At 50.5% G+C, this 13,407-nt stretch carries 10 protein-coding genes; 9 read left to right on the forward strand and 1 reads right to left on the reverse strand.

The features are described 5' to 3' along the window. Positions 1-96: 96 nt before the first annotated feature. A complete protein-coding gene (locus HMPREF1546_RS10025; protein WP_021748422.1) occupies positions 97-879 on the reverse strand; it encodes a FadR/GntR family transcriptional regulator in 783 nt (260 codons plus the stop codon). Positions 880-1,202: 323 nt separating this feature from the next. On the opposite strand from HMPREF1546_RS10025, the gene HMPREF1546_RS10030 reads away from it, so the two are divergent. From HMPREF1546_RS10030 to HMPREF1546_RS10070, 9 genes are all read left to right on the forward strand, one after another. Further along, positions 1,203-2,219 carry a DctP family TRAP transporter solute-binding subunit gene (locus tag HMPREF1546_RS10030; RefSeq protein ID WP_198016054.1) on the forward strand — a complete coding sequence of 339 codons (1,017 nt, stop codon included), beginning with the start codon at positions 1,203-1,205 and terminating at the stop codon, positions 2,217-2,219. A gap of 69 nt (positions 2,220-2,288) precedes the next feature. Then, complete coding sequence (locus HMPREF1546_RS10035; RefSeq protein WP_021748424.1) at positions 2,289-2,804, forward strand: TRAP transporter small permease; 516 nt, start codon at positions 2,289-2,291, stop codon at positions 2,802-2,804. Continuing rightward, positions 2,801-4,105: a TRAP transporter large permease gene (locus HMPREF1546_RS10040; RefSeq protein WP_021748425.1), complete on the forward strand. Its 1,305-nt coding sequence runs from the start codon at positions 2,801-2,803 to the stop codon at positions 4,103-4,105. Before HMPREF1546_RS10035 ends, HMPREF1546_RS10040 begins: the two co-directional genes overlap by 4 nt. A gap of 28 nt (positions 4,106-4,133) precedes the next feature. After that, positions 4,134-5,222 (forward strand): galactonate dehydratase, encoded by a 1,089-nt coding sequence (dgoD, locus tag HMPREF1546_RS10045; protein WP_021748426.1) that lies wholly within the window; start codon positions 4,134-4,136, stop codon positions 5,220-5,222. 139 nt (positions 5,223-5,361) lie between these two features. Continuing rightward, positions 5,362-6,903 (forward strand): xylulokinase, encoded by a 1,542-nt coding sequence (locus HMPREF1546_RS10050; RefSeq protein WP_021748427.1) that lies wholly within the window; start codon positions 5,362-5,364, stop codon positions 6,901-6,903. Continuing rightward, positions 6,900-8,366, forward strand: coding sequence for an L-arabinose isomerase (gene araA / locus HMPREF1546_RS10055; protein ID WP_021748428.1), 1,467 nt, complete (start codon positions 6,900-6,902; stop codon positions 8,364-8,366). The genes HMPREF1546_RS10050 and araA overlap by 4 nt, the downstream gene beginning before the upstream one ends. Positions 8,367-8,378: 12 nt before the next feature. Then, the gene (locus HMPREF1546_RS10060) at positions 8,379-9,074 is read left to right on the forward strand and encodes an L-ribulose-5-phosphate 4-epimerase (protein ID WP_021748429.1); all 696 of its coding nucleotides are present in this window, start codon (positions 8,379-8,381) and stop codon (positions 9,072-9,074) included. A gap of 8 nt (positions 9,075-9,082) precedes the next feature. Further along, complete coding sequence (locus HMPREF1546_RS10065; protein ID WP_021748430.1) at positions 9,083-10,120, forward strand: aldose epimerase family protein; 1,038 nt, start codon at positions 9,083-9,085, stop codon at positions 10,118-10,120. Positions 10,121-10,225: 105 nt separating this feature from the next. After that, complete coding sequence (locus HMPREF1546_RS10070; RefSeq protein WP_021748431.1) at positions 10,226-11,347, forward strand: DUF362 domain-containing protein; 1,122 nt, start codon at positions 10,226-10,228, stop codon at positions 11,345-11,347. Positions 11,348-13,407 lie beyond the last annotated feature (2,060 nt).

The following is a 13,407-nucleotide window of genomic DNA, read 5'->3' on the forward strand; positions in this document are numbered from 1 at the left end:
ATTTTGTACCTGCTCTCTCATTGCAAACATATAATCCCGCAATGCTCCCAAGCTGTAAAAAACAGGTATTGATTTTGTTCCATGCTGTAACTTCCATTAATTCTCGAAACCAGAGTTTGTTTTGATAGCATCGGGAGTGTATTGAGTATGGCCCAAAAACGATTCGAATTTTTTGACGGGGATCAGGTTTAACGATACCTGATAGGCAAGGAAGATGTCTCGTTTCCGCAACGCCTCCAAAAAATATGTATGCGAGAGAGGCCATTCCGTATCGTCGATCCCCTCTGCTGTGTAATTGTAGAGCTTTGCAATAACGGGATTGAATATCTCCGAAGATATCCGGTACATCTCTTGCAGAAGACGATTATTTGTCAACTTTAAAAGTTCATCATGGAATAGCAATTCGAGATTTTGAGCTTCTGAAACGGGAACAGGCTTCATTTTTCGAACGACAAGAAGATGGCTGTTAATTTCCTCTAAATGCTGAATATCTTCATCCGTGGCATTTTGAATGGCGTCTCTTAATACAAGAAATTCCATTTGGTTTCGGAAATCAACGATCTCTCCCCATGAGATGCCCTCCAGTTTGATTTTAAAATTAAGAGGCATGGATATAGAAATCTCTCCCGGATCTGCCACAAATGTCCCGCTCCCCTGCTTCGTTCGCAGGACAGTTTGGGATTCCAGAAATTTGAGCGCTTCACGAACAGGCGTGCGGCTGATTTGGAGCATGGCGCATAGCTCGGCTTCGGTTGGAAGGCGATCACCAGCTTTCAGCCTTCCGCCATAAATTTCTCCAGCGATATAATCTACGACTTTTTTCATCGCAGAAGGCGGGGAGGGTGCTTTTTTGCTTTGGACTCCATCATATTCCATCATATAGTGACCACCTCAGAAACCATAAAAGTACAATGCGGAAAAATAGACACTTGTATTATAGCAAGCGTTTTTTTCCTTGTCAAAAAGATGTGACGTAGCTAAAGTACCAAAATTAATCATACAAATTATAGAGATTTGACAATTTACTTGTATGATAAATAATGCTATATATTAATATAAAAGCAGGAATTAGACAATAATTCCTGAAAAAACGTAGAATTCATAATACAATTAAGAAGGGGGGATTGAATAGATAGCAGAATTCAGCAAAGGCATACGATAGATATTTATGGATGGGTGTTTGGAACGAAAGGAGATTTATCATGAAGAAAAAAATGATGGCACTATTGCTTACGGTTTCTGTTATTTGTGGGATACTGTCCGGCTGCGGAGGGGCTCCTTCGTCTTCCGCGTCTTCTGAGGACGGGCTTCCGACTTATGACCTAAAAATGACTGCGGGCATCACGAAAGATCAGCCGCATGGTCTGGCCGCTCAGTGGATGATTGATGAAATTTATGAACGCAGTAACGGCCGCATTAAAATTACGCTGTACGACAACAACACACTGGGTACCGAGCGCGAATGCGCTGAGGGCGTCCAGACCGGAAATTTTGATTTTGCGATTGTGAATATGAGCGTCATGAGCAACTTCATCCCGGAGTTTGGCGTATTCGATCTGCCCTATATTTTCGAGAGCCAGGAGCACGCCGACAATGTTTTCCTGGGCGAGATCGGACAAGAATACCTGGATATGTGTGAATCCGTAAACCTGAAGGGGCTGTGCACGTATGAGTCGGGGTTCCGGTGCCTGACTAACAGCAAGCGTGACGTCCGCTCCGTGGAGGACGTGAAGGGCCTGAAGATCCGGGTGATGGAGAACGACATTCACGTTGCGCTGTGGCAGGCTCTCGGCGCAGATGCAGCTCCCATGGCCTGGGGCGATGCGTTTACCGCCATGCAGCAGGGCGCGTTGGATGGCCAGGAGAATCCGCTCGTCCTGCTGGAGACTAACGGCGTTCCTGAAATCAATAAACACGCGACAAAGACCGAACACATTTATAACTGCACGATCACGTTGATGTCCCAGAAGCTGTGGAATGAGATGAGCGAAGAGGACCGCAACCTGATTCAGGAAGTTGCCGCGGAGTCCGCCGTAAAGCAGCGGGAGATCTGCCGCGCAGAATATGACCGTGTTGTCAAGTGGGAGCAGGAAGAGATGGGAATGACCATTCTGGATGTGGACGATAAGCAGGAGTGGATTGATGCGACTCAGCCTGTCCGGGATGAGTATGGCGCTCAGTTTGCCGATGCGCTTGCCCGGATCGAAGCCGCAAAGTGACGGGAGGATCATCAGCTGTGGATTGGGGAGGCTTCTCCCAATAGAATTTCGTTTGAGGAGTGGAAAGATATGAACAGAGCGATTTCTGTTTTTAAGTTTTCCCAAAAAATCCTCGGGATCATTATCAGCCTCATGCTGATCGGTATGGTCGTGGTAATTTGTATGCAGACATTCTGCCGGACTGTCATATTCCGAAGCATCCCGTGGTCGGAAGAGCTATCCAGATACTTTTTTGTCTGGATTACTGTGTTGGGCTCTTCTCTGGCGATTTCGCAGAAGCTTTTGGTCAAAATCGACGTCATCGACCAGAAGCTCAAAGAGATTACGGTCTGGAAGCTGGAGCACTTTCGTTTGCTGCTGGGGCTTATTATGCAGGTAGTCTACTGCTATTCTGCATGTTTGATGATTCCAGTGGGCGCGTTCCAAAAAAGCGCAGCACTGAAGCTGCCTATGCAGTACATGTATCTTATCATTGCCATTGGATTCTTCTTCTCCATTATGGCAGTCCTTGCGGAATTTGTGTATCTGCGCCGTGGGAAAGACGCGGTTATGAAACAGGCCGCAGAAAAGGAGGCCGCCAAATGATTCTGGAAATGTTGGCGCAGTTTGCTCCGGTAATCCTGATAGTTGTATTTTTACTAGGAATGGTAATCGGCTTGCCTATTACCTGGGCGCTTGGAATTACCACGGTTGTGACCGTGGCAATTGATCCGGGTATTACATTTGCAGTCGTTGGGCAAAAGCTGTTCAGCAGCGCGGATAATTTTGCAATGTTAGCGGTCCCCGGCTTCTTCCTGGCCGGCGACATTATGACGGCGGGCGGACTGTCCAAAAAACTGGTGGAATTTGCGGATTCTCTGGTTGGATGGGTGACGGGAGGCATCTCTCTTGTCGCGATCGTCTCTTGCGCTTTTTTTGCCGCCATTTCCGGTTCCTCTGCCGCAACCACAGCGGCCATCGGCGGCATCATGTATCCGGAAATGGTTAAGCGTGGCTATCCATCCGATTATTCCACTGCCGTGCAGGCGGTGGGCGGCACGTTGGGTATTATTATTCCGCCCAGCATTGTGTTTGTGATTTATGGTAGCACCAACGGCGTGTCCATCAGCAAACTGCTGATGTCCGGAATGCTCCCGGGCATCTTAACGGCCGTCGTTTTGTGCCTATATGGTTATGTGGTGGCGAAAAAGGAGAATTTCCCAAAATCCTTTGACCAGTTCTCCTTGAAGCGGGTGCTCAAAAGCCTGAAGGGCGCGGTCTGGGCCCTGATGATGCCGCTCATCATTCTAGGCGGAATTTATGGCGGAATTTTCACCCCGACGGAATCTGCTATGATCGCCTGCGCTTATGGCCTGGTGGTATCGTTTTTTGTGACAAAGGAACTAACGGTTAAGAACTTTTTTGATGTCGTGTCCAAGACGGCGGCATCCACCGCCAATGTCACAGTCATGTTCCTGGCTGCGCAGGTGTTTGGATTTCTGATTGCCTACTATGATATCACGACCACAATTGCCAACTTTTTTGTGGCGGTTTCTCCCAATTGGATCATTTTTATGGGACTCGTATTCATTCTGCTGACAATTACCGGTATGTTTATGGAGGTCGGCGCCACCAATGTGATTCTGTCCCCCCTGTTGGCTCCGGTTGCCGCAGCATTTGGAATCGACCCGATCCACTTCGGTATGGTCTTTGTGTTCCTACTGGCGCTTGGACAGGCGACTCCCCCCTTCGGGTCCACTATGTTCATCGCCTGCGGCATCAGCGGAGAGCGGGTCGCCGCAGTGATCCGACGCCTGCTGCCTTTTGTCCTGGTTGAATACGCCTGTGCGTTGGTGTTTGCTTATGTACCCTGGTTCTCCACCTTCCTGCCAAGTCTAATGGCATAATTGATGATGTGTTTAGGAGCTAAGACTTATGAAAGTTACGGAAGTTAAAACATTTTTAGTACATGCTGTGCGCCAGAACTGGCTGTTCGTAAAGGTCACAACGGATACCGGTTTAACCGGCTGGGGCGAAGCATCTGTGGAAGCGCAGGAAAATGCGGTGGCCGCCTGCATTGATACATTGGCCAAGCGCAGTGTGATCGGCCAAGACCCATTGAATATCTCAAAAATATGGCGCCAGATGTACCATCAGGGATTCTGGCGGGGTGGATTCATCCATATGTCTGCGATTTCCGGTATTGATCAGGCATTGTGGGATATTGCCGGAAAGCATTACAATGTCCCTGTTTATATGCTGCTGGGAGGGAATGTGCGCGATAAGCTCAAATGCTACACGCATGCACAGACTGGCAAGGAGGCATATCATCTGTGCCATGAGCTTGGTTTTTCTGGTGTAAAATGCTGCTATCGTTATGGCAGGCTGGAAGCGGCTCTGAAGGAGATCCGGGAGGCCATTGGCTTCGATAAGGAGCTCTATGTTGATCAGCATGGGCAGCTTCCCGCGGCGAAAAGTGCGGATCAGATGAAGGCTGCGGCCAAATATGGCGTCGCCTTCTTTGAAGAGCCTGTCGGCCCGGAAAACTTCGAGGAGTATAGACTGATCCGGCAGAACAGCTCCGGGTTGCGGATTGCGGCTGGCGAGAGAATGTATAGCCGGTTTGATATGCGACCGCTTATTGAGAATCAGCTGGTGGATTATATTCAGCCCGACGTCTGCCACTGCGGCGGTATCTCCGAGATTATGCGTATTGCGTCTCACGCCGAAACCTACCACATCATGTTTGCTCCCCATAACCCGAACGGTCCGATCGCCACCGCGGCCAGCATGCAGGTTTCCGCTGCTGCTCATAACTTCGCTCTGCTGGAGTTTTGGTCCGGCGTCCTGAATCGAACGGATATCTTCGATTTGGACCTGGAAATCACGGATGGCTGCTTCAAGGTGCCCACAAAGCCGGGCCTTGGAATTGAAATCCATGAGGAATTGTTGGCACAGTATCCATTCCAGGATACACAGTACATCTGTGACTTCGACGAGGACGGGACGGTGCTGGATACCTGATCGTTTTATTCGAATATTGCTTATCATGCGATAGCTGCCGTGTGATATACCAATTATGGGCTTTGAGGTTTTCAAAGCCCATAATTGGCATCGGCATTGATTTTTGCGGCTTCTGACATTTGAAAATAGAGGAAATCTGATGAATACGTTTTTGGGTATTGAGTTGGGATCCACCCGTATCAAGGCAATGACCATTGATGAAGCCTTTCAAACAGTTTCTGCGGGGAGCTATACTTGGGCGGCCTCATACGAAAATGGGGTTTGGACCTATCCACTGGAGGAGGTGTGGACAGGCTTAAAAACGGCGTTGTCTAACTTGAATCGCCGAGAGAACATTGCGGCCATGGGAATTTCCGCCATGATGCATGGATATTTGGCTTTCGATCGGGACTGGAATCTGCTGGTGCCTTTCCGCACCTGGCAGAACACCAGTACCGGACCAGCGGCCACAGAACTGACAGAGCTGTTCGGCTTCAACATCCCTCAGCGATGGAGTGTCGCACATCTGTATCAGGCAATTCTCAATGGCGAGGAACATGTTTCACAGATCGCCCATATTACTACCCTGGCAGGCTATGTTCACCATATGCTTACAGGTGTCAATGCCGTCGGCATTGGCGAGGCTTCTGGCATGTTTCCGATTGATAGCTCTCGCCTTGATTATGATACAACAATGCTGAAAAAGTTGAACGCTCTTATTGCGGAACGGGAGCTGCCTTGGAAACTGTCTGATCTCTTTCCGCGGGTGCTGACCGCAGGACAGAACGCCGGCTGTCTAACAGAGAGCGGCGCGGCACTGCTGGATGGCCTGCTGCCTCCAGGCATCCCGTTTGCGCCCGCGGAGGGAGATGCAGGGACTGGTATGGTCGCGACCAATGCGGTAGCCCCGCGAACGGGGAATGTTTCCGCTGGAACATCTATCTTCTCTATGGTTGTATTGGAGCGGCCTCTGCGTGCGGTACATCAAGAGATCGATTTGGTGGCTACACCTACCGGGAAGCCAGCGGCAATGGTCCACTGCAATAACTGCACCAATGACACCACGGCGTGGGTAGGGATTCTAAACGAAACAGCGCGGTTGTTTGGGGTGGCTCCGTCTACGGATGAACTATATACAAAGCTCTATAAGAAGAGCCTCGAAGGCGATGCGGATTGCGGCGGAATGCTGGTGTGCAATTACTTGGCGGGGGAAGGCGTGACTCATATGGATGCGGGAAGACCTCTGGTGCTTCGGTATCCCAGCAGCAGATTCACGCTGGCAAATTTCTTCCGCGCCCAGCTTTATGCGACGATGTCTACGCTCAAAATCGGCATGGATATTCTGGCAAGAGAGAATGTCGGAATTGACTCTCTCATGGGTCACGGCGGCTTGTTCAAAACTCCGGGAGTCGGGCAACGGTATATGGCTGCGGCCTGTAATGCGCCTGTGACCTGTATGGAGACCGCCGGTGAAGGAGGGGCGTACGGAATGTCGTTGCTGGCCGCATATATGAGCAGTAAACATGGAGAGGAAACGCTGGAAGAATTTTTGAGTACCCGTGTTTTTTCAAGTGTGTCACGTACTACGCTGGAGCCTGATGCCGAAGACGCGGCAGAGTTTGACCGCTATATCAGGCGATATGAAGCCCTGATAGAAGTGGAACGCATCGCGGTGGAAAAACTTAAGGAGGATCTGTTATGAAACAATATCAATTCTGGTTTATCGTCGGCAGCCAGTTTCTATATGGAACGGAAGTGCTGGACACTGTCGCCAAACGGGCGGCTGAAATGGCGGAGAAGCTGTCCGCGGTATTGCCGTATCCGCTGGTCTACACGGTTACGGCAAAAAGCAGCCAGGAGATCAGCGAGACAATAAAAAAAGCGAACTATGATGAGAGCTGTGCGGGCGTTATTACCTGGTGCCACACGTTTTCGCCCAGTAAGATGTGGATCAACGGCCTGAGCGCACTGCAAAAGCCGTATTGTCATTTGGCTACCCAGTATAACCGGGAGATCCCCAATAAAGAGATCGACATGGATTTTATGAATCTGAACCAGGCTGCTCATGGCGATCGGGAACACGGCTTTATCGCGGCTCGCCTGCGGATGCCCAGAAAAGTCATTGCCGGCTATTGGCAGGACGAGGACGTGCAGAAACGCATCAGCAGCTGGATGAAGGCGGCGGTTGGAGCGGCGGTTTCTAAGGAAATGAAGGTCATGCGCTTCGGCGACAATATGCGGGAAGTGGCTGTTACAGAGGGAGATAAGGTGGCGGTCCAGGCAAAGCTTGGATGGCAGGTGAACACCTGGGCTGTGGGCGACCTAGTTAAGGAAATGCACGGCGTCTCTGAAGAAGAGATCGACACGATGATGTCGGAATATGAGTCCCGCTATGTTATGAAAACGGAGAAGATTGACCATGTTCGCTATCAGGCTCGCGAAGAGATCGCCATTCAAAGGCTGCTGGACCGGGAAAGGTGCAAGGCGTTCACCAATACCTTCCAGGATCTGTATGGCATGGAGCAGCTGCCCGGATTGGCCAGTCAAGATCTTATGTCCAAGGGCTATGGATACGGCGGCGAAGGGGACTGGAAAGTGGCGGCCCTGACCGCTGTTATGAAAGCGATGGGAGAAAACGAGAACGGCGCTTCGACATTTATGGAGGACTACACCTACCATCTGGTCAAGGGGCAGGAATACAGTCTTGGCGCCCACATGCTCGAAGTCTGTCCGAGCGTTGCCGCCGGCAAGCCCTGTATTGAAACACACCCCCTTAGCATCGGCATGAATGAAAAGGATCCCGCCCGCTTGGTCTTCGAGGGGAAGGCGGGAGATGCGATTGTCGTCAGCTTGATCGATATGGGTGGCCGCCTGCGTCTGATCTGCCAGGATATTCATTGTGTCGAACCCATTATGCCGATGCCAAATCTCCCGGTTGCCAGGGTCATGTGGCAGGCGGAGCCATCGCTTACCACCGGCGTGGAGTGCTGGATTACAGCCGGCGGCGCCCACCACACGGTGCTTAGCTATGATGTGACCGCAGAACAGATGAGAGACTGGGCCGCTATGATGGACATTGAGTTTGTTCACATCACAAACGAGACCACCGTTGAAAAGCTGGAGCAAGACCTTTTCCTGGCGGATCTGGCCTGGAAACTGAAGTAAGGGGTATTTCCTATGCTGGAAGAATTAAAGCAACGTGTTTGGGCGGCAAATCAGATGCTGCCCCGATACGGTCTGATCACTTTTACATGGGGAAATGTTTCCGGCATTGACCGAGAGAGAGGATTGGTGGTCATCAAGCCCTCCGGGGTGGCATACGAAAACATGCTGGTTGAAGACATGGTTGTGGTGGATCTGGATGGAAACCGTGTGGAGGGTTGCCGCATGCAGTCCAGCGATACAGACACACACCTGGCGCTTTATCGTGAGTTTCCCGTTCTGGGCGGCATTGTCCATACCCACAGCCAATGGGCAACATCCTTTGCCCAAGCCGGACTCGGAATTCCCGCTCAGGGCACCACACAGGGAGACTATTTCTATGGTGAAATACCCTGCACCCGGAAAATGACGTCTCAAGAAATCGAAACCAGGTATGAACTGGAAACTGGAAATGTGATTATTGAAACGTTCAGAGAGCGTGGAATTGATCCGGCCCAAGTGCCCGCTGTACTTGTTCACAGTCACGGCCCGTTTGCGTGGGGAACGGACCCCATGGATGCGGTCCATAATGCGGTTGTGCTGGAGGAGGTGGCGTTTATGGATTTTCATGCCATGATGCTCGCACCCGGTCTGCCTGCGATGCAGCAGGAACTTCTTGACAAACACTACTTTCGAAAACACGGTCCTGGGGCTTACTATGGACAGAACTGAGGCTGGGGATGGCAAAAAAACTGTTTGGAATTATGCCGGACGGCACGGCTGTGGACCAATATACGCTGACTTGCGGGGAGATGTCGTGTGAGATCATTACTTATGGCGGTGCACTGCGGTCTTTACGTGTTCCGGACCGAAACGGGACGCTCGTAGATGTGGTACTTGGATTTGATTATCTGAGGGACTATCTGGTTCAAGATAAATACATCGGCGCGCTGATTGGCCGTTATGCCAATCGAATCGGCAGCAGTACATTCAGCTTAAATGGGACTAGGTATTTCCTGGCGGCAAATGATGGTGCAAATCATCTCCACGGCGGGCTGCGCGGCTTTGACAAACAGGTGTGGAATGCGGCAGGTGCTTCTGAGGATACCCTGGTGCTGACTCTGAACAGTCCTGATGGTCAGGAAGGATATCCGGGAAATCTGGATGTGCAAGTCACATATCGGCTGGAAGCGCACAGCTTGACGATCCGCTATCGGGCCGTGTGCGACCTCGACACTCCATGTAATTTGACAAATCATACATATTTTAATTTAGGGGGACATCACTCCGGACCAGTAACGTCACAGGTCATACAGCTTTTCGCGGATTGCTATATCCCCACGGATGAGGAGTCGATTCCGATGGGCGTAATTGAGCCTGTGGAGGGGACGCCTATGGATCTGCGCCAACCTACAAGGATCGGTGCGCAAATTGACGGGGCGTTTTCGCAGCTGGTGTTTGCGGGCGGCTATGACCACAACTGGATCACAGCGGATCAAGAAGGGAGCCTCCATCCTGCTGCACAGGCATTCTCTCCGGCAACTGGAATCTCAATGGAAGTGTTTTCGACTCTGCCGGGGATTCAATTCTATTCAGGAAACTATCTGGATGGATGCCCTGTTGGAAAAGAAGGCGCGCCGTATGCCAGACGATGGGGGGGTTGCTTGGAAACACAGATGTTCCCAGATACGCCCAACCGCCCGGAATTCCCGTCCTGCGTATTGAGGGCTGGAGAAGTCTGGGAGCATACCAGTGTATTTAAATTTGGCATCGTGTGAGGTTTTGAGAAGCAAACAGCACCGGGAGATTCCCTGTCCGTCTATCTGTGGAAATGGTCCATGAAGAGATGCCGGAATAGACTATATACATTCGGGGGCGATCATATGAGTGAAAAATCCAAGGTTTATTTTGCAGATTTCCGATGCTTTCCCATGCGGGAGAATCTTCCTCAGAGGCTGGCGCGCCTCATCATGACAGCCGGTTTCGGTTCCATAGATATGGATAACAAATATGTCGCAATCAAGATGCACTTTGGCGAACCGGGGAATCAGGCATATCTGCGGCCCAACTGGGCCAGAGTGGTGGCAGATCTGGTGAAGGATCAGGGCGGGAAGCCTTTTTTGACGGACTGCAATACGCTGTATGTGGGCGGGCGAAAGAACGCTTTGGACCATATCGAGTCCGCATACCAGAATGGTTTCAATCCATACAACACCGGCTGCCACATCCTTATTGCCGACGGGCTGAAGGGCAGCGACGATGTAGAGGTTCCGGTGAGTGGCGGTGAGTATGTGAAGACCGCAAAAATTGGCCGGGCTGTGATGGACGCCGATGTATTTGTTTCCCTTACCCACTTTAAGGGTCATGAACAGGCGGGCATGGGCGGCACGCTGAAAAATATTGGCATGGGTTGCGGCTCTCGGGCTGGGAAAATGGAGATGCATAGCTCCGGCAAGCCTGTTGTGAAGCGGGAGAAGTGTGTGGGCTGTCGCGCCTGCGCTATAATCTGCGCCCACGGCGCACCCCAGTTTGACGAGGAGGGCAAGGCGGATATTGATATCAACCAATGCGCGGGATGTGGCCGGTGCTTGACCATCTGCCCTAAAGACGCTATTGCCGCTAGGAACGATGCGGCTCCCGCTATCCTCAACAAAAAGATGGCTGAGTATAGCAAGGCAGTTGTAAATGGCCGTCCCTGTTTCCACATCTCTTTGGTCATCGATGTGTCTCCTCACTGTGACTGCCACAGCGAGAACGATGTGCCCCTGGTGCCAAATGTGGGCATGTTTGCATCCTTTGATCCTGTAGCTCTGGACCAGGCCTGCGCCGATGCGGTTGTGGCGCAGCCTGCCCTGCCTGGGTCTATGCTGTTCGATGAAGCCTGCGCCTGTAATAAAGGGGATCATTTCAAACGCTCCCATCCAAACTCCGATTGGAACGTCTGCCTGGAGCACGCAGAAAAGCTGGGCCTCGGCCGCCGAGCGTATAAATTGGTGAGAATCTGACCCTTCAAGCAAGAAAACTAATAAATAGGTAGGCGTATATGTGGCAAGAGACGAAAGGTAAACTGTGACAAGTGTTGGAGCTCACAATCAACAAGCATGAGCTGGAAGATGCAGACTTTCTAATATGGAAAATGGACAGGAAGCATTTTCCACGAAAAACCACCGGTCATTTTCTTATGTGAATGACCGGTGGTTTCAATATAGAGTTGTGATTTTTACAGCGGGACGCTTTCAGTAAAAATTTGTTCGAGAGGCTCGGTTGCGCACTGAGCAGTTGGATGCAGCAGGTCTGCCTCTATATCACACCGCCTTTGCAGGGCGGGCAAGGAACTGCTTTACCGATCAGCCACCGAAACTTCGCTGCGTATGATATGGATGCCGTCATTTTCCGTCTGCTCAGTAATGAAAGCTCTCCATACGGGTAGAGGCCAGCGCACTGCGCAGCATTTCACATTCCCGTTTGCCCATGTCAACACCTTCAAAGGCTGGACTCTAAGTGTTATATAGTTTCTTATGCTTTTAGGCGTTTAAAAGACGTACTTTGTGCAAGGGGGAGGCTGACCGGCATCTCGCCCCATAACAGGAAAAAACGGGGTGGAAGTGAGAGAAGACAAGAGCTGGTTTGTACGGCATTCCTTGAGAGGAACGTCTACCAAATGGTTGGAAGACATCGATTTTAGCAGCTGGCTCCTCTTTGCACACAAGTTTTACAAATTTGCATGTGAATTTTAATGATTGCTTGTCAATACAGGCATTGAGATCGACCCACGTATGCCTGTCTCAAAGAATTGATCTCAGCTTCCATCTTCTGAATGCACTGCATAATACCTTTAGAGGGCGGGACTGTGTCAAGCAGCATACCTTGCATGTGGGCATAGTCCGCCTGCAGAACATTCGTGCACTCCTCCGGTGGAAGAAGACGCCTAGTTCCGGGCTTTGCCAAATCATAGTGGGCCTTTTCTGTAGGATACAACCATCCTTAAATACACCACACACGCCAGCGACTCCAAGATCTGCATAGCTGCCGCTTTGATTGGGGACCTATCTATATAATACAGGCCAAATAGTGACGAGAATATCCGGGCGGGAATCTTCCGTGTCAGCATACTGATCTCCAGACGCACCATAAGCAGAATAGAGGTTTCGCTAAAGAGTCTCGGGCATGTAACATTTACAGCTTGCAGATCGTCTTCATCAACACAGAGGGAAAATCCTCCATCAAACACCGCACAAGGACTTCCGTCTCCTCAGAACAACTGATTCCGCAGGAATGTCTCTGTTTCAGCGCTCAACGCCTTATTGAGCTTGTCCGGCCGTTTTTTGGGCAAACCCGCCCAAAGGGTTATCCTTGGCTGACTCTAAAAGCCTCTAGTCCAAGACCAAGCCAATATCTTTGGAAAAGCAGTGGATAAGGTCAAAGTACTTGGACCGGCTCGTGCCCCCCTTGAAGGGGCCGGTTGCTTGGCCCAAGGACTGCTACGAAACACATAGTCCATGTCCCGCGGCCTCAGAAAATCCTTTTCAACGGCACCTTCACGCAAAGGCATCTGGCTGTGGTATTGCGGAAAAGGTTACTCTTTCCTCTCTTAGAAATTCTGCGATTGCATTCACGGCTTATCCTTCTTTTCCGTGATTGCCTTCATAACTTCAAAGATCCGGACCGTACTGTGTTGGGCTTCTACAAGGAGGTCGGGCATGATTTTAGCTGTGGGGAATCTTTTGCGAAGCGTGTGGATGATTTTATCATCCACAGCATCTTTGCCGCCTGCTTCGTATTCCTGAAGCAGTTTGCTGAACTGTGGACAAGCATAGGCACAGCGAATGATCCGACAGATCTTACCTTTTCCGTCGCTCAGGAAAGGTTTTTGACCGATATCTCAACAATGGCGGAAGCTCCGGTTTTAGCATGGTCACTGAGGTAGAGATTCCCATTTTTTCATCTTTGTGTTTATCACCGATTTCTGCTGCCGATTATTAATCATTGCTTCCCATTTTGAACAGCGATAAAATGATTCACCGCTCGGTTTTATCGATTGCTTTGTAAATGTACGCGGTAAAAT

It is taken from the genome of Oscillibacter sp. KLE 1745 (assembly GCF_000469445.2).
GTDB classification, from domain to species: Bacteria; Bacillota; Clostridia; order Oscillospirales; family Oscillospiraceae; genus Oscillibacter; species Oscillibacter welbionis.

Bases quoted from the DNA above. Each gene is read 5' to 3' on its own strand.
- HMPREF1546_RS10025 (WP_021748422.1), bottom strand. From the start codon at position 879: ATGATGGAATATGATGGAGTCCAAAGCAAAAAAGCACCCTCCCCGCCT.
- HMPREF1546_RS10030 (WP_198016054.1), top strand. From the start codon at position 1,203: ATGAAGAAAAAAATGATGGCACTATTGCTTACGGTTTCTGTTATTTGT.
- HMPREF1546_RS10035 (WP_021748424.1), top strand. From the start codon at position 2,289: ATGAACAGAGCGATTTCTGTTTTTAAGTTTTCCCAAAAAATCCTCGGG.
- HMPREF1546_RS10040 (WP_021748425.1), top strand. From the start codon at position 2,801: ATGATTCTGGAAATGTTGGCGCAGTTTGCTCCGGTAATCCTGATAGTT.
- dgoD (WP_021748426.1), top strand. From the start codon at position 4,134: ATGAAAGTTACGGAAGTTAAAACATTTTTAGTACATGCTGTGCGCCAG.
- HMPREF1546_RS10050 (WP_021748427.1), top strand. From the start codon at position 5,362: ATGAATACGTTTTTGGGTATTGAGTTGGGATCCACCCGTATCAAGGCA.
- araA (WP_021748428.1), top strand. From the start codon at position 6,900: ATGAAACAATATCAATTCTGGTTTATCGTCGGCAGCCAGTTTCTATAT.
- HMPREF1546_RS10060 (WP_021748429.1), top strand. From the start codon at position 8,379: ATGCTGGAAGAATTAAAGCAACGTGTTTGGGCGGCAAATCAGATGCTG.
- HMPREF1546_RS10065 (WP_021748430.1), top strand. From the start codon at position 9,083: ATGGCAAAAAAACTGTTTGGAATTATGCCGGACGGCACGGCTGTGGAC.
- HMPREF1546_RS10070 (WP_021748431.1), top strand. From the start codon at position 10,226: ATGAGTGAAAAATCCAAGGTTTATTTTGCAGATTTCCGATGCTTTCCC.